Raw genomic sequence first — 25,086 nt, 5'->3', positions numbered from 1 at the left:
GAAACCACTCGCTCATGCGCCGAGCATCTGCAAACCACCGTTCACGGCGATCAGCTGTCCGGTCATGAACCGCGCACCCGGCCCCGCCAGGAAGACCATCATCGGCGCGAGGTCGGTGGCCGGATCCCCGAGCTCGCCACGCAGCGGCATGGTCTCACGCAATCTCGCCTGGAACTGCTCGGTGACTTCGGGCCCGAGGTGGTCCCACAATCGTTGCGCATTGGCTGTTTGGACTGCCGGCGAGAGCGCGTTGACAGTGATGGCGTGCCGTCCCCACGCTGTCGCCGCGGATCGGGTCCATGCATGGACCCCCGCCTTGGCCATGGCGTAGTGGGGCGCCATCGGGTTGCCCCGAACTCCTTCTCCCGAACCGAGATTGATGATCCGCCCACCGGAGCCGCGCATATGCGCGAACGCTGCTTGGTTCGTCAGAACCGTCGAGCGCAGGTTGGTGTCGAGGATGGCATCGTATTCGTGGTCCGACATCGTCTCTGGTATGCCGGGATTCCAGCTCCCGGCCGCGTGGAGCAGTACGTCGAGGCCGCCGAGCAGTGTGGCTGCCCGGTCGAACGCATCGGTGACCGAGGTCCGGTCCGTGGCATCGCAGTGCAGCCACGCGCATCGGTCGGCGAGTTCGGCAGGCGCAGGCGCGGTGTGCCGGAGACCGACGACTTGCGCACCTGCATCGAGGAATGCCGATACCGCGGCTGCACCGATACCCGATGCCGCCCCGGTGACGACCGCCCGCACCCCGGTCAGTGACGCTTGCGGCTGCATTGATCTCTCCTACTCTGGCTTGCGATTGCTTCGATGTGTCGAATCGACACCAATTCCACTGTCTGCAAGGTCATTCCGCGCTCGCGTGCTTGTCTGCGGCCAGCGCGGCCACGATGTCACGGCGCACCAGTTTTCCGGTCGCGGTGCGCGGCAACTCGTCCCAGCAGGTGATCCGGTCGGGAGTCTTCGAACCACGCAAGGTGTCTCGCACCGCAGCTCGCAGCCGGACACCGTCGGAATCCACGCCGGCCCGCAATACCACGACAGCCTCTATCCGCTGCCCCCATTCCTCGTCCGGAACACCGACGACGACGGCATCGAGCACGTCCGGGTGCCGGAGCAATACGTCCTCGATCTCGGCGGGGGCGATGTTCTCGGCCCCACGGATGATCGTGTCGTCGACCCGCCCATCGATGTAGAGGTAGCCGTCGGCGTCGAGACGTCCCTGATCACGAGTATGGAAGAACCCACGGATGTCAACCGAGGATCCCTGGCCCGCGTATTCCCCCGAGACCTGCTCGCCGCGAACCCAGATCTGGCCGGGCTCACCCGGCACCACGACAGCGCCGAGATCGTCGCGGACCTCGATCTCGATACCAGGAACCGCGCGTCCGGCCGACCCAAGGCGAGCTTGGTGTACCGGATCGTCGCTGCGCAGGGCGGTGCGGTGATCCTCGGGACCCAGCACCGAGATCGTCGACGAGGTCTCGGTCAGCCCGTAGGCATTGACGAAATCCACGTGCGGCCATTCGTGCAGCGCGGTCTCGATTACCCGGATCGGCATCTTCGCGCCACCGTAGGCGAGTGCGCGCAACGAAGGCACCGACCGATCCAGACCTTCGGCATCCATCATGCGGGCCAGCATGGTCGGCACGACCATGGCATTCGTAATAGATTGATCGCGAACGAGGTCCAGCCACACCTGTGGAGTGAACTGTTCCAGTGTCAGCACGCGACGGCCGGAGAACAGATTCGTCAGGACGTTCGACACAGCCGCGATGTGGTAGGGCGGCACGCTCATCAGTGCTGCTTCGTCGGCATCCGCACCGCCGAACTCCACTGTGCCCAGCACGTAGGACACGAGGTTGTGGTGGCGCAACACAACGCCTTTCGGTGCCGACGTCGTCCCACTGGTATAGATCAGCACCGCGGTTCCATCGGGATCGATAGGCTCTCCATCGGAGTCCGGCACGCTGACTGCGGCCGCGCGGTCCAGCCATTCCACCGGGTCGAAGACCGGCAGTCCGGCGCGGCGCACGGCCGCGGACTGTTCGACTCCGGCCACTGCGAGCGCGCGCGGATGATTGGCCAGCAACGCGGCCAACTGCTCGTCACCGAGGCGGTAGTTCACCGGCACCAACGGGACGCCCGCGCGCGCCGCGGCGAACAGCGCGACCGGGAAGGCCGGGCCGTTCACAGCGAGATAGATCAGTGCATCGGCGCCGGCCTCGTGCAGCAGGGCCGCACCGCCTGAGGCCAGTTCCTGCAGCCGGGACGGCGTCAGGCCGTCCTCGGTGCGGCCGACCACAACCCGATCGCCGAAACCGTCGACGGCCATATCGAGCAACATTGCGATATTCATCGGTGAATCCCCGCGCTCAGTCCGACGCGGGCAGCGGCTTGGCCGACTTCAGTGGCAACGCCGTGCCCTCGACCGCCAAGGTGCCCTGACCGGCCTTGGTGCACAGCAGCTCCACACCTAGTTCGTCACTTGCGTACCGCTTCCCCAGCTGAGTACCGGCCGACTGCGACGGATCGAGGTCGGTGGCGACCGGTTCGGTGGCCTTCGGATCGATCATCGCCGCTCCACCGCACGTGATGTCCAGGTCACTGCCTTCCGGCCAGCGGACGACGATCACAGTGGTCGTGTCAACGGTACTGGCGAGCGTCTGCCCGACGTGTGGCTTCATCGCAACTTCCTTCACGGATTCGTCGTGCCCTTGTGTCCAGCCGGGCATCGCTGTGTCAGCCCCACAGCGATGCTCGGTCAGAGAAGAGTATACGACTTAAGGGTTGATGCGCGACGATCTCGTACCAAACAGCGAGATGGCAGGTAAATCAGTTTCCTTTTTCGCGATAGGCTCACTACTGAGCTGCCGATCGGCATGCCAAGATTCCACCGAACGGAGTTGCCGGATGGAGCTGAAAACCGTCCTGTTCGACGTTACCGAACACATCGCCACGATCACCCTGAATCGCCCCGAGGCGATGAACAGCTTCAACGAGGCCATGCTCGCGGACTTCGCGGCCATCTGGCAGACCGTGAAGGACGACGACGACATTCGGGTGGTCGTGCTGCGCGCTGCCGGCGATCGCGCCTTCTGCACCGGCATGGACGTCAAACAGGGCATCGACCGCCACGCCAACGTGTGGTCGCAGACAGATCCCGGCGAACGCCTGTCCCCCAAGCTGAACCAGGTGTGGAAACCGGTGATCTGCGCGGTACAGGGTATGGCAGCAGGCGGTGCGTTCTACTGGCTGAACGAGGCCGACATCATCATCTGTTCGCAGGATGCGACCTTCTTCGACCCCCACGTCACCTACGGACTGACTGCCGCTCTCGAACCCATCGGGTTGGCACGGCGCATCCCGCTGGGCGAGACGCTGCGGATCGCCTTGCTCGGTCTCGACGAACGCGTGTCGGCCGATCGTGCGCTGCAGATCGGCCTGGTGAGCGAAGTGACCGCACCCGAGCAGCTCTGGCGGCGCGCCGATGAACTCGCCCAGGTGATCGCGGCGAAGCCTGCCGCGGCGATCCAGGGCACCGTCCGGGCGATCTGGGAGTCGCTCGACACCGGACGCACACACGCGCTGCGCACCGCCCTGTCCTACACGCAGGTCGGAAATCCCATCGGCAAGGCCGAAGTCGACCGCGCAGCCGTCGCGCGGGTTCAGTGGAGACTGCGCTGACATCAGCCCCGGCAATCCAGTAACACCACTAGGAGTTTCCATGATCTTCGGGATGCCTTGGACCGGCGCGGATGTTGCGCGCGAGGCCGAGCAGGCCGGTGTCGGCGCGTTCACCACCGGCGACTTCGTCGACCACGATGCCTATCTGGAACTGGCGGCCATGGCCGGCGGTACCGAGCGAGCGCTGATCGGACCAGCGATCGCCTACGCCTTCGCACGCACTCCGTACGCCCACGCGACCGCACTGCGGCAACTACACGCGCAGGCGCCGGGCCGCCTGTTCCTCGGACTCGGCACCGCCGCGTTCCGTATCAACCGGGACTGGTTCGGCGTACCGGCCGACCGGCCGATGGCGCGGATCGCCGAGGTGGTCGGCGCCGTCCGTGCCTGGCTGCATGCCGAGAACGGCGAGCGCGTCGAGTACTCGGGCACGTACTACTCGGTCGACGCCGACGTACGCGCACCCGTCCTCGGGCGCCTCGACATCCCTATCCTGCTAGCCGGATTCAACGCGGGAATGGCCGCGACCGCGGGCCGGGTCGGCGACGGTGTGATCGGCCACGGCCTGTTCACCCACTCGTGGTGGACCGAGGTAGTACGCCCCGCTGTCGCGCGGGGTGCGGCCGAGGCCGACCGCACCGATCAGCCCCTCGAACACGGCTGGATCATCACGGCCATCGACGACGCGGCGCCGGAGCGAGCGATCGCCGACGCACGCCGGATGATCGGCTTCTACCTCACCGTCAAGACCTACGACCCGTTCGTCGAGCACCACGGCTGGGAAGGCCCGGTAGCGGCGCTGCGGACAGCGTTCCGTGCCGGCGACACCGACGCGATGGCCGCCGCGGTAACCGACGAGATGCTCGCCGAGATCGCGCTCTGCGGGACCACCGCGGACGCCAAGGCGGCCCTCGCGCGCCGAGGCGATGCCCTACCTCGCGATGTCGGCTACTTCGCACCGCCGTCGTTCCTGGTCAGCCGAAAGCGCAGGGCCGCCTATGCCGAGTCGAGCCTGGTGCTGCTCGACGAGCTGTAGCGCTGGCGAGCCGCCTGCGCGGATGACGCAGGCGGCTCGGGGTCTCCTACATCAAGCGACGGCGACAGGTTCAGGTCCGCCGGTCGAGGAGACCGGTCCGGACGCCGAAACCGTCTCCTTCGGCAGTTCGACCTGTTCGATCTTCTTCGGCACGAACAACGCGATGATCGCGGCGAAGGCAGCACAGCCCGCACCGATCAGGAACGCGACCTTGAAGCCTTCGTCGGTGTAGAAGATATGGCCGTGCGTCATCTCCATCGGGATCGGTGCGATGTAGGAGTGCAGGGTACTGAAGACCACCACCGGAAGTGCCGCCGCGACCACACTCTGCGCCACATTGACGATGCTGGCCGTGCTCGCCTGCAGCTGGGGCGGGACCGCCTCGATCAGCAGATTCGGCACCGCCGCGTACCCGAGACCCATACCGGTACCGATCAACGCGCCGAAGAGCAGCAGCAGCGGCTTGTTGTCGTGCACGAGCGCGGTCAGCAGGAACGCGGCAGCCATGAAGGACATACCGACGATCATCAGCCACCGCGGCCGGATATCGCGACGTCCGACCAGCAAGCCGACGATGATGCCGCCGACGGCGACCATGCCGCCGATCGGCGCCTGGAAGATCGCGAACCCCTTGGCGCTGACACCGAATCCGTAGCCGAGACCCATCTCGGACGGTGTCATCGCCATCATCGGCAGCAGGATGGTGTACAGCGCACTGCCGCCATAACACATGCCCGAGGCGACCGCGGTGATGTACACCGGACGCTTGCGCAGGATCGAAAGATCGACCAGGGGGTCACGCAGTTTCCCAGCGGTGACCAGCCAGGCACCCAGCAGCACGATGCCGCCGAGGATGAACAGCAGAGTCGAACCTGCCTGCCAGCCCCAGCTCGGACCGAAGCTGATTCCGACCAGAACACCCGCGACACCAGCGCCGAGCAGCACCGCGCCGACCAGATCGATGCGAGCGTGCAGGCGGACTGTCGACTCCTGGGTGGTGAGGTAGATCGCGGGGCCGAAAATCACCATTCCGGCGGTGAAGAGCCAGAAGACGCCACGGAAGCCCATGTTGTCGATGATCCAGCCGGCGAAGAACGGCGCGGGGATGGCGATCAGGCCCATGCCGCTGGTCACGATGCTGACCGCCAGCGCGATCGTTTTGGCCGGGAATACGTCACGGATCAGGGAGTACGACAGGAACACGCAGGGAATCAGGAACCCGGACAGCGACCGGCCGATGATCATGACCGAATAACTGGTGGACACCGCACTGATCAGGCCGCCGGCCGCAGCGATCCCTACGCACAGCAACAAGAACTTTCGTTTGCCGTACATGTCGGCGAGTTTGCCGAGCAGCGGGCCCGTGACGGCTCCCACCAGGAGGAACGCCGTCAGCATCCAGGCGCCTTGCGTCGTCTGGTAGTGACCGGAGATCTCGGGAATGACCATCGAGATCATGATGTAGCTGACCGCCAGGAGCTCGAGCAGCAGCATGATCGAGGCCATGGACAGGATCAGCCGTGGCGTCCAACCCCCGGACACACCGGGCGAACCACCCGGTTGAGTGACGACATCCATTGTGGGGTCCTTTCGAGTGCCTGCTTTGACGCGCGTCAGCCGGTGTCACCAGGCGGACGGGCCGTGCAGTCGATATCGGAGAGTCGTCGCGGCGATCGCCGCCGACGTAATGGACATCACACCCCGCCTGCTCCGGGCAACCATCTAATCTTCCACTCAATGGAACACAGACTGATCAATGGTGCCTGGGATCTGGCAAATCGCCATGTAGGCGCCTTTTCGTCCGTGTATCAGAGACTTGCGCGAACCGCCAGGTCACCAGCAGTAGAATCGACCTATTGGTTACCGGTTGGGCCGTTCCGTGCTTCTCATCCACCAGCGCCGGATGCTGTGCGGCGACAGGCGTTCCACTCACCAGTTCGACAGCCCTCAGCCGCATTCCATAATTGAGTACTCTCAACTTGTGCATCTCGGCGGTTCGGCCGTCCGTACGACGACAGGAACCGAGATGCCGCAGCATCCAGTGATCAGGAGATCGAATATGGCGACGACGCCCTCATTCCCCACCCAGCTCTACATCGCCGGACGATGGTGCGACGCGGAATCCGACGAGGGTCTGGTCGTACGCAATCCCGCTACCGAGCAGCCGATCGCCGAGGTTCATCAGGCATCGGTCACCGACGTGCGCCGTGCTGTGACCGCTGCGCGTGAGGCATTCGACGTTGGACCGTGGCCGAGGATGAAGCCCGCCGAGCGAGCGGCCGTGCTGCTGCGCCTGGCCGACGAGATCGAACGCAGGCTGCCCGAACTGATCGCGATCAACATGGCCGAAGCAGGCTCGGTACGCAGGCTGGCCGAGACCCTGCAGACCCGTGTTCCGCTGCATCATCTGCGTGACATGGCCGAGCGGGTGATGGGCGAGTTCGCGTGGACCACTCCCATGGCAGCGACACCAGCTCCCGGCGTCGGCATCTCGCAGGGCGAGATCCGTCGCGAGCCCTTCGGCGTGTGCGCCCTGATCTCGGCGTACAACTTCCCGTTCTTCCTGAGCATGATGAAGCTCATCCCCGCGCTGGCCGCCGGCTGTACCGCTGTACTGAAGCCGGCACCGACCACACCGCTGGAATGCCTGATTCTCGGCGAATTCGCCGAGGCGGCCGGACTTCCCCCTGGCGTGCTGAACATCGTCACCGGTGATATCGAAGCCGGCCACGAACTCACCACCAATGCCATGGTGGACCTCGTCAGCTTCACCGGTTCGGACACCGTCGGCCGAATGGTGTACACCCAGGCCGCTGCCACGATGAAAAAAGTGGTGCTCGAGCTCGGCGGAAAATCGGCGAGTATCGTGCGGGCCGACGCCGACCTCGATGCCGCAGCCAGAGCCGCCCTTGTCGGCATCACCACCCACGCAGGCCAAGGCTGTTCGCTGCTGACCCGGACGATCGTGCACGAGTCGGTCCACGATGAGCTGGTTGAACGGATTCGGGCCGGACTGGCCGAAGTGCGGGTGGGTGACCCGGCGAACGAGACCACCACCATGGGCCCACTCATCAGCGCCACCCAGCGGGACAAAGTCGAAAAGCTCATTCAGGTCGGCACCGACGAGGGCGCGCGTATCGTCATCGGAGGTGGGCGCCCCGCCGGACTCGACACCGGCTACTTCCTGGAGCCGACCTTGTTCACCGAGGTCGACAATGCGATGACGATCGCGCAGACCGAGTTCTTCGGGCCGGTGGGTGTGGTCATCCGGTACAGCACGGACGATCAGGCGATCGACATCGCCAACGACAGCCCTTACGGGCTGGCCGGCGCCGTATTCAGCGCCGACACCCTCACGGCCAACGACATGGCAGCCCGGATCCGCACCGGCGGCGTCACGATCAACGGCGGCAGTGCGGGCGTGAACCCGCGGGCGGCGTTCGGCGGCTACAAGCAGAGCGGTATCGGCCGCGAGTGGGGCACATTCGGACTGGACGAGTTCTTGCAGACCAAGACCGTCACCTGGGCCGCACGCTGAGGAACGCGTTCCGCCCCGGCTGGTCGGTGAGGACCAGCCGAGGCGGAGTTGCCGAGGTAGATCAGATCAGCCGAGGCTGAACGGCTGTCCCCACAGCGTGACCGTCTCCTTGACGTTCGAGGTCTCGACCTCGACCAGAACGAACGCCCGAGCCTGCGCGTAACCCGCGCAGCCGCCCAGTGCGATGGTGGTGTTCTTCCAGGTCACCGAACCGCTCGTCCCCCCGAAGGTCATGTGCGGCGTATGCACACTCTCGTCGAACGCGTCGGCACGTTCCAGATCGAGGATGAAGTAGCTCTGCGCCTGGCCGGGGCCCAAACTCAGCGTGCCACCGAGACCGCCGCTGGCGCTGAGGTTCTGGCTCTGGTATGGCTGCGTGGCACTGGCCTGGCCATTGACACCGCCACCGGCGATATTGACCTGGCAACCGACGACGTAGCCGGGACGGATCTTGCCGCCCTTGGCCCCGGCACCGTCGAGCTGCACCTCGGTGCGAGCCGACACCCAGGTGTTGCGATGCAGCGGCGTCGCACCCATGGACGGGCTGATCAGGGCGGATTCACCGACGATACGGACGGTAACCGCGGTACCGTCGGCGAGCGTCTCGGTGATCTCGCCACCGGGCAGCGGCACGAAAGTGTCGGCGTTCGCCGCACCGACCGACAACAGACCGACGGCGGCGATCGCCGCGGCGACAACACCCGCTGCGCGGGTGATCTTGTGGGACATGAGGTTGTGACCTTTTCGATTGGATTCGGGTGGGTGGTCGCGGGCGACGTCAGCCGATGCTGAACGGCTGTCCGTACAGAGTCGTCTTCGAGTAGTTGTCGCCGATGATCTCGACATTGGTGTACGACCGCGCCTGTGCGTAGCCACCACAACCCTGAATGGACATCTCGACGTCGCGGTAGCCAACGCTGTAGACGCCCTTGTCCTTGATGTCCTTGAAGTTGATCTGGACCATCTTCACCTCGCCGGGGCCGAGCTGGACTCCCAGCGAGCCGCTGATCCCGGCGCTGGTGGTCGACGCGGTGCCCGACAGACCTGCCGAGACAGCCTTGTCGCTGATATTCACCTGGCAACCGACGATGTAGCCGACATTGAGCTGCGACAACCCATGCGTGGAGGAGTTGTTGGAGCCGGGTCCATTGCCTGGTCGGCTGTACGGCCCGGGCTGTCCGACCGGTGTTTCGGTGACGTCGGCGATGGCCGTACCCGACACCCACACAACACGACCCACGCCGTTGGCGGCCATCGACGACGAGACGATCGCCTGTTGGTTCGTCAATGTCACTGTGACGCCAGGGCCGGTCTCCGCACCATCCGGCAGCGGCACGAAGACGTCAGCATTCGCCGCCCCCGCCGACAGCAGGCCGAGCGTCACGACTGCGGCCGAGGCCGCGCCCGCAACGGTGAAGCCGCGAACTGTCGCGGAGTCTTTCTTGAAATTCATCGAGCTTTTCCTCATCAGTTTTCATGACCCACGGCATTTCCGAACGGAAATTGCAGCGTGGTCTCGCGAATTTTGGCAGGCATGCCGAAGAAAATGTCATCCAGAAATGGATTCGATGCGCATTTTGCGATATCACCCGCCGCGCGGCATCTCCCACGATGCCGAAACAAAGTATACCATTTAAATAAAGTCAAATGGCACCTTTCGGATTCTATTTCGGCGACACCTTGACATCCGGAATCTGTTCTCCGCATGCGGGCGAACCTTTACTGTCCGGCACGAATTTATCACCCTGCAGAATCGAGACATACGAGCAGTTACCGGGGCCGCCCACCGAGTACGAACCCGGATTTTCGAAATCGGCAGGCTTCGGGAACAGGCCGCTAGCGGTAAAGGTCTTGTCGACCCGGAGCGCAGTCATGAGCTGTTCCTGCTTCGCATCACACCCGGCTACCTCGAGGGCATGGATGAGCAGATCCGCACTGATCCAGCCCACCGCCATAGAGAACGACGGCAGCCCCGATTCCGAACCCGCATACTTCTGCAGATCGGCTGACCATTTCCGTGCCGTATCGGTATTCATCTCCACCGGAATGTATGAGGACAGGAACCCGACACCCTGCGCGGCGGCGACCGCCGGTGGGGATTTCAGCAGATCGGCCCCATAACCGGTCGCGAGCAGGACCGACTTCATCTCGACCCCGGCCTGGCGCAAGCCCGCCACCAAAGCGAAGGCGGTATCCGGCAACACTACGGCGTAGAGGACGTCGGCACCCGATTCCTTGATCCCCAGGACCGCGGGACCGACATCCATCGGACCGATCGGCACACGCTCGTTGATATAGCCGCGACTCAGCCCCGCTCGCTCGGCTGAAATCGCCACGCCCTCGCCCGACTTGGACGCGCTCGGGGTATTGGCCGCAACCACCGCGATCTTGGTGCCACCCACACGCTTGAAGTACTCACCGTAGGTCGTCGCGGCCTTGTTGTAGTCGGTGCCTGACATCGAAGCGAACAGATTGTGATATTGCGGGTTGAACCACTGTTCACCGCCGTCGAAAGCACCGCCGAGAAACGGGGTTGCCTTGGCCTGCGTGCCCGCGTATTGGCCGGCGCCGTAGAAGTAGGTGCTGACGGGCAGCACCGCGTAAACATGCTCTTGCTGAACCAGCCGTTGAGCCGCCGTCAGCGCGCCCTGTGGCGAGGACTGGTCATCGGCGGTGACCACCTCGAATCCACGAGAAGCGCATTTGCCACCCTCGGCGGCGTACGCGGCGAATCTCGCCTTCACTCCAGGTTCGGCCTGCGCATAGTGTGCGGCGGCGGCACCGCTTTGCGAGGTGAGTAGCCCGACCTTTACTGGACCCGTGGTCTGGTCGGCGCTCGTGCCGCCGCTACACGCGCTCAATACCAACGTGGCGGCACCCAGACTCGCCGCAATCGCTCCTGCTCTTCGCATCCCATCTCCTGTACTCGGGAGCCTTCGGGCATCCGCACCAGAGACTCGACGGCTACAGTGGACCACATTGAGTATCCTTTGTCTGGAAGATTGAGAATCGAACTTCTAGATTTTCCATCTGTGACAGAGATGGCACGAATCGCCAGCTGATCACCTTGAATGCGATGGCCCCGTAGTGGATTAGCCGCATCCAGAGGCTGACTGAGACCGCACATCTCGATCAAGTCAGGCTTGACGCTGATGCTTATTTAGAGCACTCTTGCAGCACTTCATCATGTGCGCCAAGTCTCAGGAGCCCCCACTGTGCTCTCCTACGTTCTCGCCGGCCTGGCTCTAGGTGCCATCTACGCGATTGCCGCGGCATCGCTGGTCGTCACCTACGTGTCCTCGGGCGTGTTCAACTTCGCCTTCGGTGCGATGGCCTTCGCTGTCGCACGGTTCTACTACTTTCTCCGGGTCGAACACGACTGGCCGCTACCCGCTGCAGCGGTGATCGCGATCGGGGTGTTCGGGCCTGCACTCGGAGTTGCGCTGTACGCCTTGCTGTTTCGCTACCTCCGCCTGCGGTCGCCGCTGGTCAAGATTGTCGCGACGATCGGGCTCTCGGTAGCCCTGCCGCCCGCGGTGAACCTGGTATTCGGGCACCTCGTGAACATCACCGCACCTGGCCTGACCCCTGAGCCGTTGCGTGTCTTCCACGTGTTCGGTGCGGTCGTCGACATGAACCAGGTCATCACCTATGCCGGTCTGGCCGCCGTGGTGGTGGCGGGTACCGCCGTGCTACGCGGCACCGACATGGGGCTGCGAGTCAGGGCGCTCGTCGATTCCGAAGCTTTGACCGCGATGTCGGGTGTCAGTCCGACCCGCATTTCGTTGGGAGTGTGGGCGGTCAGTTCGCTGCTCGCCGGACTGGCGGGGGTGCTCATCGCACCGACGGCGGGTCTGTCGGTGGACGGGATGACTTTCCTGATGGCCGCGGCGTTCGCGGCGGTAGTCGCCGCCCGCCTGCGTAGTCTGCCGATCGCCGTCGGCGTCGCGCTCGCGATGGGTGTGACAACCAGTGTCGTGCAGCGCTATCTGGACGCGGGGACCTCGCTCTCGGCCCAGATCGTGCCGAGTATCCCGTTCGTGTTCATGCTCGCGTTCCTGCTCTACTACACCGTTCGCGGCCAGGCTGGTGACAGTGCGCCGGGCGGCGCCCTGGATCGGGCGATCCGCACCGGAACCAGCAACAGCGCGCCCGCCGACGAGGACAGCGGACATCGCCGACCACTCGCGGGACGCCTCGCGCCATTGATCACGTTGGTGATCGTCGCCGCGCTGCCGTTCGTCTTCGACGAATTCTGGACCGGCCTGACCGCGACCGGCATCGTGATGGCCATCGCGCTGCTTTCCTACACGCTGGTCACGGGTGAAGGCGGCATGATTTGGCTCTGCCAGATCACCTTCGCCGGCCTCGGTGCGGTGATCGCCGCCGAACTGGCCACGAATGCCGGGTGGTCGCCACTTGCCGCCGTGGCCGCCGCCGCGGTGTGTGTTGTGCCGCTCGGGGTGATCCTCGGCCTGCTCACCATCCGGCTCGGCAACCTCTACATCGCACTCGTCACACTGACCTTCGGGCTCCTCGTCCAGAACCTGGTGTTCGGGCGGGAGAGCATCTACAACGCAGGCCAGGGGATCGCCATGCCACGTCCCGAGTGGACGCCGGACAATCGGACGTTCGCGTTGTTCGCACTGGCGGTTTTCGTTGTCCTCGCGGTGGTGGTGCTGAATCTGCGCCGCTCGACGGCCGGGCTCGCGGTCACCGCGGCACGCGAAAGCGAAGCGGGGGCACGCACTCTCGGTCTCAGTGTGCTGCAGGCCAAGGTACTCGTGTCCGGTATGGCCACGTTCGTCGCGGCGATCGGCGGTGGCTTCCTCGCGCTGAACTACCAATCAGCCCTGCCGGATTCGTTCAATCCGTTCTTCGGCATGGTATGGCTCGCAGTGCTGGTCACTCTCGGCTCCCGTTCGATCATCGGTGCGCTGGTCGCCGGAATCGCCTTCGCCGTCCTGCCGAACGTGTTCCAGACGTACTTGCCTGCCGAACTCGCCGAGGTGCCGGTGATCATGTTCGGCTTCGGCGCGATCATGCTCGCCCGTAACCCGGACGGCATCGTCGCCATGCATGCCCGCCAGCTGCGGGACTTCCAAGGTTGGCTCGACCGGCGCCGCCCCGCACCGGCAGACCGGCCGACGCCCAGTGAACTCGTCACCGAATCCGCACTGCCGACGGGAGATTCCCGATGACCGACACGACGACGATCCCACGACTCGAGGCGAAAGGCATCACTGTTCGATTCGGGGGACTTGTCGCCCTCGACAACGTTGATCTGGCCGTGCCCGCCGCTTCGATCGTCGGACTGGTCGGCCCCAACGGCGCGGGCAAGAGCACCCTGTTCGGTGTCTTGTCCGGCTTGCTTCGGCCGAGCGCGGGCACCGTCCACATGGACGGTCACGATGTTACCGGGGCGAGTCCGCAGAACCGGGCTCGCCGAGGCGTCGCCAGAACCTTCCAGCACCCGGAACTGTTCGCCGGCTTGACCATTCGCGAGCATGTAGTCCTGGGCTATCGCGCCAAGCATGCTCGCCGCCGCATCTGGACCGACCTGGTCACCGCAGGCGGGTTCCGGCCCGCTCCGGCCGAGGAGAACCGTCGCGTCGACGAGATCCTGGCTGCGCTGCACCTCACCGACCAGGCGCATCGCGCGGTCACCGGACTCCCGCTCGGCACCAGTCGGCTGGTGGAGATCGCCCGCGCGCTGGCCGTAGATCCTTCGGTGCTGTTGCTCGACGAACCGTCTTCCGGTCTCGATGTCGCCGAGACCGAGGAACTCGCGGGGACCCTGACCAGGGTCGTCGCTGAGCACGGCGTGTCCTTGCTCCTGGTCGAGCACGATGTCGACCTGGTTCTCGGGCTGTGCGACACCGTACATGTGCTCGATTTCGGCGTGAAGATCAGTGCGGGCACCCCTGCGGAGATCCGGGTGGATCCCGCGGTGCGTGCCGCTTACCTCGGAGCTGGACCGGATGAAGAGGAGATCTCGGCATGACCACAGAACCCTTGCTGCGGGTACGCGGACTCGGCGTCCGCTACGGGACCGCGCATGCGCTCGACGACATCGCTTTCGAGATGACTCCCGACAGCGCGCTGGCCGTGCTCGGCCCGAACGGCGCAGGCAAGAGCACTCTCGCGCGGACATTGTCGGGTTTGGTCCCGTCGGCCGCTGGAACAATCGAATTCGGTGGGCACGAGATCACCACGGCCGGGCCGACGGCGATCCGACGGGCAGGTCTGATGCATCTGCCGGAAGGCCGCGGCGTTTTCCCGACGCTGAGCGTGCTGGAGAATCTGCGCATGGCGACCGCCTGTGATCCTCGCACCCGCTCATCGGCCATCGAGAAGGCGTTCGACATCTTCCCGATTCTGCGATCGAGGCATCGGCAGGCGGCGGGCACACTGTCCGGTGGTGAACAGCAGATGTTGTCACTGGCGCGGGCGCTGATGGTCGAGCCACGTCTGATCATCGCCGACGAGATGTCACTCGGGCTGGCGCCCAAGATGGTGGACCTCGTGTTCGAGAGCCTGGCACGCGCCAGGGACGCGGGAGTCGCGGTGCTGATGATCGAGCAGTTCGCGGGCCGGGCACTGGCTTTCGCCGACCAGGCGCTGGTCCTGCAGCGAGGGCGAATCGCTTGGTCGGGTCCGGCCGACCGGATCGGTGACGAGTTGCTGCGCCGGTACCTCGGTGACGCGACCGCCGCATGAGCGAAACGCCCGATACACAGTAGATGCCGAGTTGACCGGACTGCGGATGTCGGCGCCTGCGCAGCAGCGTCACCGACCCAGCCGAGCGCCGAACCTGTTTGTCGCATCGGTGATGTCGGTATGCCACCGCAAACCCGCTTCGGACTCCAGTGCCAGCGCGTGCGCGAGACTCGTTCCCTCACCCGCGCTGAGGAGTTCGCCGATCAAGGAGCGTGCTCCGGGATGGGCGGCGCGCAACTGATCGGCGATCTCCCATGCCCGCTCCAGCAGGTTCTCGTGCGGCACGACCTCGTTCACCAGCCCCGCCGAAAATGCGCGCTCCGCGTCGATGGGCGCACCGGTCATCATCATCTGACGGGCGAGCCGCACTCCCACGGCCCGCGGCAGCAGCGCGCTCATACCCCATCCGGGTGGCAGTCCGACCGCCGCGTGCGTGTCGGCAAAGGTGGCATTGTCGGAGGCGATGAGGAACGCGCACGACAATGCCAGTTCCAGCGCACCCGTATAGCAAGGGCCGTTGATCACGCCGAGCACCGGCGTGCGGGCCGCCCGTACAGCTGCGGCTGGGTTGGTACGGGCACCGCGCGGGGAACCGGCCCCGCCGCCTAGGGCCTCTTTCAGATCGATGCCCGCAGAGAAGGCCGGATCCAGCCCGGTCAACACCACCAAGTGGGTGTCGGCATCGACGTCCGCCGCGCGCATAGCGGCGATCAGACCGCGGCGCATCGCGATCGTCATCGCGTTGCGCGCGGCCGGGCGGGCGAGTGTCAGCCAGAACACCCCGTCGACCCAGTCGCAGGAAAGGCCTTCGACGGCGAGGTCGTCGATCATCGCATCACGCCGTCAGCACGAGCGCCGAACCCATACCGCCGCCCGAGCACATCGCGGCCACAGCGACACCACCACCTCGGCGACGCAATTCGTGCGCCAGCGTGACCACCATCCGCGCACCGGTCATCGCGATCGGGTGCCCGAGGCTGCAGCCACTGCCGAAGGGGTTGACCCGCGCCGGGTCGATCTCCAGCTCGCGGACGGCAGCGACAGTCACAGACGCGAACGCCTCGTTGATCTCGAACAGGTCGACATCGCCCAGGCCGATCCCGGCGCGGTCGAGCGCCTTGCGAATCGCCGCGATGGGAGCCAGGCCCGTCTGCACGGGATCCACACCGACACTCGCCCAAGAGCGCACCGTCGCCAGTGGTACGAGGCCGTGCTCGGCGGCCAGTTCGGCGCTGGCGACGGTGACCGCGGCCGCACCGTCGTTCATCCCACTGGCGTTTCCCGCGGTGATGGAGAAGCCCTCGATCTCCGGATGCAGGACCTTCAGCGACGCAAGCCGCTCGAGGGTGGTGGTACGACGCGGATGCTCGTCGACCTCGAAGGACGATACCGATCCGCTGCGGTCGGTCACCTTGACCGGAACGATCTCATCCGCGAACCGGCCCTCGTCGATGGCGCGGACAGCCCGCTGATGTGACTGCAGGGCCCAGGCGTCCATCTCCTCCCTGCTGATGCCGGCCAGCTGCGCGGTATTCCAGCCGACGAGGTAGCCCATGTCGTTGTTGGGTGCTTCCGGTGTCGAGACGTGCGACGGCGACGACCACGGATCCTGCCATTCGTCGTCGGTGCCGAGCACGCGTCGTCGCATGACCGGTGCGGTCGAGGTGGACTGAGTGCCGCCGGCGATCACCGCGCGATCCATACCTGCCATCACGGTCGCGGCGGCAGTCGAGATGGCGGCCAGGCCGGAAGCACAGTGCCGGTTGTGCGCGAGCCCGGGCACAAACGGCAACCCGGCTTCGATCGCCGCGTACCGCGCGATGTCGCCGGCGCCGGCGAGCGACTCGCCGAGCACGACATCGTCGAAGGCATCGAGTGGCAACCCGGCGCGCTGCGCCGCTTCCCGGACGACCACGGTAGCGAGGTCGAAGGCGCTCACGTCCCGGAGGGCGCCCTTGCGTGCCGTCCCGATCGCAGTGCGGCAGGCGGAGAGTAATACAGCTTCAGTCATACAATTGGTTGTACTCTATTTGGGTACTTCCTGGCATATTTGCCCACAAACTCGACTATTGGCCAAAAAGAGGATACCTTCTTGTCATTGGTGCCCGCACGGCCGGATTGGTGACTGGTGAACTTCGAACTGAGCGACGAGCAGCTGATGCTGCGCGATGCCACGCGCGACCTACTCGCTGCCCATGCTTCCCTTGCCACCGTCCGGGCCGAGCTGAACAGCGACAGCGATGTCGACCCGAAGTTCTGGCGCCTGACCGCCGACCTCGGCTGGTCCGGGCTGGCGCTGCCGGAGGAGTACGGCGGTGCGGGCCAGGGTTCGGCCGAACTCGCCCTCGTCGCCGAGGAGACCGGCCGCGCACTCTCGCGAGGCCCGTTCCTGCCGACGACAATCGTCGGTCATGCCGTTGCCGTCGCCGGATCTCCCCGCACTCGCGATGAGGTACTCCCCTTGCTCGCGTCCGGTCCGGATTGGGCGAGCTGGGCATTCGCCGAACCGGGCGAACCCTGGACACCCGACGGCATCCATGCCACCGCGCGGCGCGAGGGCGATTCTCTGATCCTGCACGGATGTAAGACCGCGGTGCAGGACGCAGGCGGTGCCCGCTGGCTGCTGGTGACCGCGCGGACAGACGACGGCACCGTGGTGACCGTGCTGGTCGACCGCGACAGCGCCGGACTCACGACGCGCCGCCAGCAAGTCCTCGACCCGACCCGCAACTTCTACGAAGTCCGCCTCGACGGCGTGCGCGTTCAGCTCGACCGAGCCCTCGACAACGACGCGTGTACCGCCCAGCAACTCCTCGACTATGCCGCCGTGGTCCACGCCGCCGAGTCCCTCGGTGTGCTGACCCGGCTACTCGAACTGACAGTCGAATACGTGGGTACCCGCATCCAGTTCGGCAAGCCGATCGGCAGTTTCCAGGCCGTCAAACACGCGTGCGCGGACATGGCGATCCTCGTCCACGGCGCCCGCGCCGCCACCTACTACGCGGCGATGGCCATCGATGCCGGGTCCGCCGATGCCGCACAGGCCGCCTGTGTCGCTGCGTCGCATACCTCGGCGGCTGCTTTCGAGGTCGCGGGACGGGCATTGCAGATGCACGGTGGCATCGGATTCACCTGGGAACACGACCTGCACCTCTATCTGCGCCGCGCCGAAACCGACGCGGTCGTCTTCGGCGACACCGCCGTTCACCGCGATCGTCTCTGCACGCTGATGCAGCAGGCGCCCGCGTCTGCCTGATCGAAAGGAAAGACATGGACGTCAAGGGCAAGAAGGCCGTCGTGTTCGGCGGCGCTTCCGGCATGGGCCGGGCCAGCGCCGAACTGCTGGCTGCCCGGGGAGCGACCGTCGCGATTCTCGACCGTCCCGGCTCGGCGGGGGCCGAGGTCGCTGCCGAACTCGGAGCGAGCTTCTACGCCGTCGACGTCACCGACTTCACGGGAACCGAGACCTTGCTCGCCGAAGCCGTCGACGCACTCGGCGAACTGCATATCTCGGTCACCACAGCAGGCGGCGGCAGCGTCAAACGAACCCTGAGCAAGTCGGGTCTGCACGACCTGGACACCTTCCGCGCGATCCTGGACCTGAACACGGTGTCCACGTTCAACATCAGCCGGTTGGCCGCGTCCCACATGAGCCGCAACGAACCCGACGACACCGACGGCGAGCGCGGCGTCATCATCAATACATCGTCGATCGCCGCATTCGAGGGACAGATCGGCCAGGTCGCCTACTCAGCGGCCAAGGCCGCCATCGCCGGGATGAGCCTGACGATGGCACGCGATCTCGGCAGCCTCGGCATTCGAGTAGTTGCGATCGCGCCCAGCCTGTTCGAAACCGGCGCCACCGCGAAGATCCCCGAAGAAACGCGAGCCGCACTGGTCCGGGATGCCGCCTTCCCACACCGGCTGGGCCGCCCGGACGAATACGCCAAGCTTGCGCTGGCTGTCATCGACAACCCGATGCTCAACGGTCAGTGCTTGCGACTGGACGCGGGACAGCGCTTCGGCCCTCGCTGAATTTCCACATGAGAGACTCGCTGCGGTGACACCGTTCGGCGGCGAGCGCCCGTCGGGTTCCCCCCACGCAGGTCGACGGCGCTCCCACCGCAGCAGGGCACGCACGGGATCCGGCATGGTTTCGTCACAGAAGAGATGCCGGATCCCGTGGCAGTGCCACCATCGGTTTGCAAGAACACGAGGTGCATGTTGTCTGAGACGTTTCGCATCCCCGACCTCGACCTGAGCTCGGACGCCACTCCCGGGGTACCTCTCGTGATCATCGACCTCGAGCAATTCCGTGGCGCCGCACCCGAGATGATCGAGCATGCCGCCGGTGCGATCGGCGACGCCATCGCTCCGGTCGTCGTGGTGTCCCGGCACGCCGTCCCGGACGGCCTCGAACCGATAACAACGGCCGCGACATTCACCCTGACCACGAACCCGGACGCCGACCACGACCCGCGCCTGGTGCAGGTTTCCGATCCGGACACCGCGGTAGCGAGACTACGAGCCGCGGTCGAGCACGCCCCGCGTGCCGCGGTCGCCTGTGGCCAACTGCTCCGGCAGACCACACAACTGGCGACGACCCCCGCACTCGCCGCCGAAGCGGCGACGTACTCGATGTTGCTCGGCGGCCCCGAGTTCGCCACCTGGTACGCGAACCGAAAGCCGCGGCATCCGCCTGTCCGTCCCGACCGTGACCTCGTCCGGCTCGAACGAACCGGCGACCGCCTGTCCATCACGCTCGATCACGCCGAGCGCCGGAATGCGCTCAGTACGGCGATGCGTGAAGAGTTGCTCGCCGCAGTGCAATTGGCCGACCTCGATACCAGCATCACCACCGTGGAGATCGCCGGTGGCGGCCCGGCATTCTGCAGCGGTGGGGATCTCGACGAATTCGGGCGAGCAACCGATCCGACGGCGGCGTATCTGGTTCGGCTCGATCGAGCGCCGTGGCGGCTGCTCGATCACATCGCCGACCGGCTCCTCGTCCGCCTGCACGGCGCATGCATCGGTGCCGGCGCCGAGATGGCCGCCTTCGCCGGCACCGTGCATGCGGACCGCGGCACGTTCTTCGAATTTCCCGAGGTACGTATGGGACTGGTGCCCGGCGCCGGTGGCACGGTCAGCGTGCCACGAAGGATCGGTCGCTGGCGTTCGGCGTGGCTGATGCTGACCGGCGAGCGCCTTTCCGCACAGACCGCCCTGATGTGGGGGTTGGTCGACCAGCTGACGGAGGCCGACCCTGAGCTCACAGCAGGCTGTAACCACCGTCGACCGTGATGGTCGACCCGGTCACATAGGCAGAGGCGTCGGATGCCAGAAAGAGGTAGATGCCCGGCAGGTCCTCAGGCCGACCCCACCGCCCGAGCGCGGTGTGCTCGACGATGAAGTTCTCCCGCTCGTCGTCACGGTGCCAGTGCCTGCCCATGCCTGTGTCGAACCACCCGAGTGCGACCGCGTTCACCGTGATGCCCTGCGGTCCGAGTTCTTGAGCGAGAGCTTCCACCAGTGCGTGAGCACCGCTCTTGGACGCCGCATAGGCCGCCAGTCCGTCCTTCGGTCGTCGGCCGACGACCGATCCGGTGACGACGATCCGGCCCCCGGCCCCCATGACGGTGGCCGCAGCTTTCGCCCCGAGGAACGCGCCAGTGAGATTGACATCGATGATGTCGCGCCACACCGCGACATCGGTATCGGTCACGGCAGATACCTGCGGAGACACCCCTGCGTTGCAGATCCACACGTCCACACCACCGAATCGCTCGACCATCTGCCTGGCCACATCGGAGTTGAATTCGTCGTCGCGCACATCGCCCGCACAAACGAGCGGGTCACCCTGCATTGTCGCCGCTACGTCATCGAGCGCGTCCTTCGAACGCGCGACCAACCCCAGCTGCGCCCCAGCGGCGTCGAACGACATTGCCAGGACCCGGCCCAGACCTCGGCCGGCGCCGGTGATCACTACTCGCCGACCTGATAGCTCGGCATGCCCGTTGCTCATAGGTTCTCACAGTTCCACGATAGTTAGTTCGACCGATCGGTACACTATACCTGGAACCTAGCACGATCGGAGGCACCGAACAGTGACCAGCAACCCAGACAGCGCCGAAATCACGCTCGAGAACCACCCGGACGACAACCGGCTCGCCGTGCTGCGCTTGCACCGCCCACCGGTCAACGCATTGAACCAGCACATGTGGGACCAGGTTGCCGACATCGCGGCAGCACTGCACAAGAGCACGACAATTCGCGCCGTGGTGATCACCGGCGGCGCCCGCCATTTCGCCGCGGGCGCTGACATCAAGGAAATGGTCGACCTCTCCCCCGCCGACTTCGACCGGCGAAACCGCGTGCTACAGCACGCTTTCCATCTCATCGCCACCGCACCGCAGATCGTCGTCGCCGCGATCAACGGCGTCGCCCTCGGTGGCGGGTTCGAGCTAGCGCTGGCCGCGGACTTCCGAATCGCCGGGCGCAGCGCGGTACTCGGGCTTCCCGAGGTGACGCTCGGCATCATCCCCGGCTCCGGCGGCACCCAGCGGCTCTCACGCATCGCCGGCATCGCCACTGCCAAGGATCTGATTTTATCGGGGCGTCGGATACTTGCCGACGAGGCTCTTCGGCTGGGCACGGTCGATCAACTCGTCGACGACGCGGACGTCTTCGACACCGCGGTCGAGAAGGCGCTCACATTCGCCCGCGGACCGCTCGCCCTGCGCTACGCGAAGCAGGCGATCGACAGCGGGTTCGACCTCCCTATCGATTCCGCCCTGGCACTGGAAGCCGACCTCATCACCCGCTGCTTCGCCAGCGATGACGGCAGACTGGGTCTGCGCAGCTTCCTCGACGACGGACCAGGAAAGGCGGCCTTCCGCGGCCGATAGCCATCGACATAAGGTGGTTGTGTGTACCGACCGGTTGATCTAATGTTTATGTGAACTGGATCACCAGTACGACAGGAGTCATGGAATGAGCGAGTTGAGATTCGACGGTCGCGTCGCGGTGGTCACCGGAGCGGGCCGCGGCATCGGCAGAGCGCACGCGCGCCTGCTGGCCGAACGCGGCGCGAAGGTGGTCGTCAACGACCTCGGCGGTTCGATGGAAGGTGAAGGCTCGGACGTCGGTCCCGCGCAGACGGTGGTCGACGAGATCGTCGCTGCCGGAGGTACAGCGGTCGCCGACACCAACGATGTCTCGACCGAAGCCGGCGCCAAGGCGATCATCGACACCGCGGTCGAGAAGTTCGGCCGCATCGACATCGTGGTGAACAATGCGGGCATCGTCCGCTATGCTGGCATGCCCGAGGTCGAACTGGACAACGTCGAGCGCCACATCGCCGTCCACTTACTCGGCGCCTTCAACACCACGCGCGCCGCCTGGCCACATTTCGTCGAGCAGAACTACGGCCGGGTGGTGCTCACCACCTCCAGTGGCATCTTCGGCCTCGACAACAACCTGCCTTACGCGACCGCCAAAGCAGGCATGATCGGTCTCGCCCGTAGCGCAAAGCTCTCGGGCGCACCGCACAATATCAAGATCAACCTCATCGCCCCAGCCGCCCAAACCCGGATGGCCGGAGCACAGGAACTCGACGACGACGCCCAGCCGGTGCCGGGCGTCCCGTTCATGCCCTCGTCGGCAGTGGCGCCCATGGTGGCCTTCCTCGCCCACGAGGATTGCCCGGTCAGCGGCGAGATCTACACGGCAGGCGCGGGCCGCTTCGCCCGTGTGTTCCTCGGCTCGACCGAGGGATATGTACACACCGATGGCGCGGCAACGGTCGACGACGTCGCGGCCAACTGGGCGACGATCAACGACGAAACCGACTACTTCGTGCCAGCCGACCTCATGAGCTGGTCCGGTGCCTTCCTCAAGCACCAGTTCGATATGCCCGTGGAGTTCACTCAGCCCTGACCAGCCAGACTCGGCACAACGGCGTGCCGCGCTGTCGCCGACCGTGACCCCCCAACGCGGTCACGGTCGGCGACAGCGCTGTTCCTGCAATATGTTCAGTGATCCAGGCCCTTGGCTGCCAATACGCCGAGGACCGACCGACCGTGCGCCAACTGCGGACCGATCGCGTCCTGATCCAACTGCTCGCTGAGTATCCCGTTGAGAAACACCTGGCAATAGAACCTGGCCAGCTCTTCGACTTCCAGATCGTCACGTCGAGCGACCCACTGGTAGGTGTAGTTGTGCAGATTCAAGAACGCCAGTGTCGCGAGTTCCAGATCCTGAACACGCAGTTTCCCCAGCCCGGCGCCCTCGGCGAGCACATCACGAATGCAGGACTCGAACCGCTGGCGCTTCACCCGGAAGCGTGCTCGGTATTCGCCCTGCAACTGCCGATGCTCGTGCAAGAACACCCAGACATGATTGCGGCGGCCGAGTATTTGCCGGAGCAGAGACTCCGAGAGCAGCTGCAATCGAGCTTCGAAGCAGACGTCGAGACCGACGATCGCCGAGGATTCGGTCAGCAGCGGATCCATCACTCGATCATGGATCTCGGCGAGCAGTTCTTCTTTCGAACCGATGTAGTAGTAGAGCGCGCCACGCGCCAGACCTGCCGCAGTACCGATATCAGCAACACCGGTGCTCGCGTAGCCGTTCTTCGAGAAGAGCTCCACCGCGACATCGATGACCTGTTCACGCCTCGTGTAGTAGCGCGCGGACTTACGGCGCGTCGTTCGCGTTGAAGACATCCCCACCAGTTCCTTAGGTATCGATTCCGAAAGCGACGCTACTGCAACGCCGCATCATCGCATGCGACCCGTGATACAGAACCTCTCCCGTTGAACCGGAAGGCACCGAAACCAGTCGGTGCAGGCGCGTCACCGGGACGTCGCCTGCACCGAGTTGGCGGCCGAACCAAGGTCACACGGTCGCCACCGGCGTCAACGGGCTACCCATGGTGCCAGGCAGACGCAGCGGCGGCGCGGTGAGCAGGAAGCGACTGCGGTTGTGCTCGCGCAGCCACTTCGCGAGTTCCTCGGTGTACCACAGTTCGCCCAGCGGGACGCCGAGCTTGAACAGGCACAGGTTGTGCAGCGGCAGCAGCGTGTGCGGCTGGTCATTGTCGGCCGCCCAGCCTTCGACCGCGTAGTTGTCCGAGATCAGTGCCGAGATCTTCGACTCCGCGATCCACTCGAGCAGCGACTCGTCGTCGGCGTCGAGGTACGGGTACATGGCCTGGATCTCGGGACCAGGGTTCTTCTCCCAAGCCAGGACCTGGGTCGCGAAGCCGGTGTGAATAACCAGCATGTCGCCGGGCTCCACCACGACGTTGTCCTTGGCCATGATGTCCTGCAGCATCTTCAGGTTCACCGGCTGCCAGGCGCTACCCAGGTGCGAGACATCGATCAGCACACCGCGACCCTGCATGCCGTGCGCGGCCATGTGCTCGCAGCCGAGATGCTTCGCGAACGAGACGCTGCCGCTGCCATCGCCCTTGGCGTCCTCCTTGGGACCGATGATGTCGGTACCCGGCCGGTATCCGTTGTAGTACACCGGCTCGGCCTCGCCGTCGCCGTCGGCATCGAACAGCGCGCCCTGGTGCGCCAGAGAGTCCCACTGCGTCGAGTACTGCAGCCACAGCGTCACCGCGTCGTCGCTCCACACATCGATGAACGCGGGCGAGATCTGGTCGCGAGCAACGACGTTGTAGAACACGTCCTGGTTGTGCGCGAGATCCTCGGTCGGCCGCAGAATGGGCGGGTACCGGCGCTGGTTCAGCGCGGAACCGCCGGGATAGTCCAGCGGCAGGCTCAGACTGAAAGCGATGCCGTGCTCGACTTCCCGGACACCCTGCAGGACCTTTTCGGGAGTCAGCAGGTTGACCCGCCCGAGTTCGTCGTCCTCACCGAAATCGCCCCACGTCGAGCCTTCCGGGCGCTGCTTCCACCGCTTCGTCACGGTTCCTCCTGTCATCGGCAGTCTGCGTCGACTGATCAATCCCATGCTATGTAAGTTGTACTGATCGGTCAACGAAATATGGGATTTACGCCACATCTGGTTTCTCGCGAAATTCGAGCGCGAGCACGACACCCGACCACCATCCGGCAACAGGTCGGGAACGTATGTGAAA

The 25,086-nt window shown here is 65.3% G+C and carries 23 protein-coding genes; 11 read left to right on the top strand and 12 right to left on the bottom strand.

Going from position 1 to position 25,086, the window contains the following annotated elements; genetic code table 11:
- Window positions 1-12 precede the first annotated feature (12 nt).
- The 3 genes from IBJ82_RS32800 to IBJ82_RS32790 form a co-directional block, all read right to left on the bottom strand.
- A complete protein-coding gene (locus IBJ82_RS32800) occupies window positions 13-777 on the bottom strand; it encodes an SDR family NAD(P)-dependent oxidoreductase (RefSeq protein ID WP_194829862.1) in 765 nt (254 codons plus the stop codon).
- A 70-nt stretch (window positions 778-847) separates the two neighbouring features.
- Window positions 848-2,359 (bottom strand): class I adenylate-forming enzyme family protein, encoded by a 1,512-nt coding sequence (locus IBJ82_RS32795; protein WP_194829861.1) that lies wholly within the window; start codon window positions 2,357-2,359, stop codon window positions 848-850.
- A gap of 16 nt (window positions 2,360-2,375) precedes the next feature.
- On the bottom strand, window positions 2,376-2,687 hold the full coding sequence (locus IBJ82_RS32790) for a hypothetical protein (protein ID WP_194829860.1): 312 nt from the start codon (window positions 2,685-2,687) through the stop codon (window positions 2,376-2,378).
- A 226-nt stretch (window positions 2,688-2,913) separates the two neighbouring features.
- On the opposite strand from IBJ82_RS32790, the gene IBJ82_RS32785 reads away from it, so the two are divergent.
- Both IBJ82_RS32785 and IBJ82_RS32780 read left to right on the top strand, forming a co-directional pair.
- The gene (locus tag IBJ82_RS32785; protein ID WP_194829859.1) at window positions 2,914-3,687 is read left to right on the top strand and encodes an enoyl-CoA hydratase/isomerase family protein; all 774 of its coding nucleotides are present in this window, start codon (window positions 2,914-2,916) and stop codon (window positions 3,685-3,687) included.
- Window positions 3,688-3,727: 40 nt separating this feature from the next.
- Window positions 3,728-4,723, top strand: coding sequence for an LLM class flavin-dependent oxidoreductase (locus IBJ82_RS32780; RefSeq protein WP_194829858.1), 996 nt, complete (start codon window positions 3,728-3,730; stop codon window positions 4,721-4,723).
- 51 nt (window positions 4,724-4,774) lie between these two features.
- Here the strand turns inward: IBJ82_RS32780 and IBJ82_RS32775 are convergent, their stop codons facing one another.
- Complete coding sequence (locus IBJ82_RS32775) at window positions 4,775-6,301, bottom strand: MFS transporter (protein WP_194829857.1); 1,527 nt, start codon at window positions 6,299-6,301, stop codon at window positions 4,775-4,777.
- A 481-nt stretch (window positions 6,302-6,782) separates the two neighbouring features.
- Between IBJ82_RS32775 and IBJ82_RS32770 the strand changes: the two genes are divergently transcribed.
- Complete coding sequence (locus IBJ82_RS32770; protein WP_194829856.1) at window positions 6,783-8,261, top strand: aldehyde dehydrogenase family protein; 1,479 nt, start codon at window positions 6,783-6,785, stop codon at window positions 8,259-8,261.
- A 66-nt stretch (window positions 8,262-8,327) separates the two neighbouring features.
- Here IBJ82_RS32770 and IBJ82_RS32765 read toward each other — a convergent pair whose 3' ends face one another.
- The 3 genes from IBJ82_RS32765 to IBJ82_RS32755 form a co-directional block, all read right to left on the bottom strand.
- Complete coding sequence (locus IBJ82_RS32765; protein ID WP_194829855.1) at window positions 8,328-8,990, bottom strand: MspA family porin; 663 nt, start codon at window positions 8,988-8,990, stop codon at window positions 8,328-8,330.
- A gap of 49 nt (window positions 8,991-9,039) precedes the next feature.
- Window positions 9,040-9,714, bottom strand: a complete 675-nt coding sequence (locus IBJ82_RS32760) for an MspA family porin (RefSeq protein WP_194829854.1) — start codon at window positions 9,712-9,714, stop codon at window positions 9,040-9,042.
- A gap of 211 nt (window positions 9,715-9,925) precedes the next feature.
- Window positions 9,926-11,173 carry an ABC transporter substrate-binding protein gene (locus IBJ82_RS32755; protein ID WP_194829853.1) on the bottom strand — a complete coding sequence of 416 codons (1,248 nt, stop codon included), beginning with the start codon at window positions 11,171-11,173 and terminating at the stop codon, window positions 9,926-9,928.
- 303 nt (window positions 11,174-11,476) lie between these two features.
- On the opposite strand from IBJ82_RS32755, the gene IBJ82_RS32750 reads away from it, so the two are divergent.
- The 3 genes from IBJ82_RS32750 to IBJ82_RS32740 are packed head-to-tail and all read left to right on the top strand — an operon-like array spanning window position 11,477 to window position 14,981.
- Window positions 11,477-13,462 (top strand): ABC transporter permease, encoded by a 1,986-nt coding sequence (locus IBJ82_RS32750; protein WP_194829852.1) that lies wholly within the window; start codon window positions 11,477-11,479, stop codon window positions 13,460-13,462.
- Window positions 13,459-14,265 carry an ABC transporter ATP-binding protein gene (locus tag IBJ82_RS32745; RefSeq protein WP_194829851.1) on the top strand — a complete coding sequence of 269 codons (807 nt, stop codon included), beginning with the start codon at window positions 13,459-13,461 and terminating at the stop codon, window positions 14,263-14,265. Before IBJ82_RS32750 ends, IBJ82_RS32745 begins: the two co-directional genes overlap by 4 nt.
- Entirely contained in the window at window positions 14,262-14,981 is a 720-nt protein-coding gene (locus tag IBJ82_RS32740) for an ABC transporter ATP-binding protein (RefSeq protein ID WP_194829850.1), read from the top strand. Before IBJ82_RS32745 ends, IBJ82_RS32740 begins: the two co-directional genes overlap by 4 nt.
- 69 nt (window positions 14,982-15,050) lie before the next feature.
- Here IBJ82_RS32740 and IBJ82_RS32735 read toward each other — a convergent pair whose 3' ends face one another.
- Entirely contained in the window at window positions 15,051-15,812 is a 762-nt protein-coding gene (locus IBJ82_RS32735; RefSeq protein ID WP_194829849.1) for an enoyl-CoA hydratase-related protein, read from the bottom strand.
- A gap of 4 nt (window positions 15,813-15,816) precedes the next feature.
- The gene (locus tag IBJ82_RS32730; RefSeq protein ID WP_194829848.1) at window positions 15,817-16,992 is read right to left on the bottom strand and encodes a thiolase family protein; all 1,176 of its coding nucleotides are present in this window, start codon (window positions 16,990-16,992) and stop codon (window positions 15,817-15,819) included.
- A 117-nt stretch (window positions 16,993-17,109) separates the two neighbouring features.
- Here IBJ82_RS32730 and IBJ82_RS32725 point away from each other — a divergent pair, with 117 nt between their 5' ends.
- The 3 genes from IBJ82_RS32725 (at window position 17,110) to IBJ82_RS32715 (ending at window position 20,282) form a co-directional block, all read left to right on the top strand.
- Complete coding sequence (locus tag IBJ82_RS32725) at window positions 17,110-18,237, top strand: acyl-CoA dehydrogenase family protein (RefSeq protein WP_194829847.1); 1,128 nt, start codon at window positions 17,110-17,112, stop codon at window positions 18,235-18,237.
- 14 nt (window positions 18,238-18,251) lie between these two features.
- On the top strand, window positions 18,252-19,016 hold the full coding sequence (locus IBJ82_RS32720; RefSeq protein ID WP_194829846.1) for an SDR family NAD(P)-dependent oxidoreductase: 765 nt from the start codon (window positions 18,252-18,254) through the stop codon (window positions 19,014-19,016).
- A gap of 189 nt (window positions 19,017-19,205) precedes the next feature.
- Window positions 19,206-20,282: an enoyl-CoA hydratase/isomerase family protein gene (locus tag IBJ82_RS32715; protein ID WP_228538028.1), complete on the top strand. Its 1,077-nt coding sequence runs from the start codon at window positions 19,206-19,208 to the stop codon at window positions 20,280-20,282.
- On the opposite strand, the gene IBJ82_RS32710 is transcribed toward IBJ82_RS32715, so the two are convergent.
- Window positions 20,251-21,003, bottom strand: a complete 753-nt coding sequence (locus tag IBJ82_RS32710; protein WP_194829844.1) for an SDR family NAD(P)-dependent oxidoreductase — start codon at window positions 21,001-21,003, stop codon at window positions 20,251-20,253. The two genes, IBJ82_RS32715 and IBJ82_RS32710, sit on opposite strands and share 32 nt — an antisense overlap.
- An 82-nt stretch (window positions 21,004-21,085) precedes the next feature.
- Here IBJ82_RS32710 and IBJ82_RS32705 point away from each other — a divergent pair, with 82 nt between their 5' ends.
- Window positions 21,086-21,886: an enoyl-CoA hydratase/isomerase family protein gene (locus IBJ82_RS32705; RefSeq protein ID WP_194829843.1), complete on the top strand. Its 801-nt coding sequence runs from the start codon at window positions 21,086-21,088 to the stop codon at window positions 21,884-21,886.
- Between the two features lie 85 nt (window positions 21,887-21,971).
- Window positions 21,972-22,916 (top strand): SDR family NAD(P)-dependent oxidoreductase, encoded by a 945-nt coding sequence (locus IBJ82_RS32700; protein WP_194829842.1) that lies wholly within the window; start codon window positions 21,972-21,974, stop codon window positions 22,914-22,916.
- Window positions 22,917-23,011: 95 nt separating this feature from the next.
- Here IBJ82_RS32700 and IBJ82_RS32695 read toward each other — a convergent pair whose 3' ends face one another.
- Window positions 23,012-23,704, bottom strand: a complete 693-nt coding sequence (locus IBJ82_RS32695) for a TetR/AcrR family transcriptional regulator (RefSeq protein WP_194829841.1) — start codon at window positions 23,702-23,704, stop codon at window positions 23,012-23,014.
- A gap of 172 nt (window positions 23,705-23,876) precedes the next feature.
- A complete protein-coding gene (locus IBJ82_RS32690; protein ID WP_194829840.1) occupies window positions 23,877-24,914 on the bottom strand; it encodes a cyclase family protein in 1,038 nt (345 codons plus the stop codon).
- Between the last annotated feature and the right edge of the window lie 172 nt (window positions 24,915-25,086).

The sequence above is a fragment of the Nocardia sp. XZ_19_231 genome (assembly GCF_015355705.1).
GTDB lineage: Bacteria > Actinomycetota > Actinomycetes > Mycobacteriales > Mycobacteriaceae > Nocardia > Nocardia salmonicida.
Note: the sequence above shows the minus strand (reverse complement) of the source record. Positions and strands in the feature narration are given on the sequence as shown.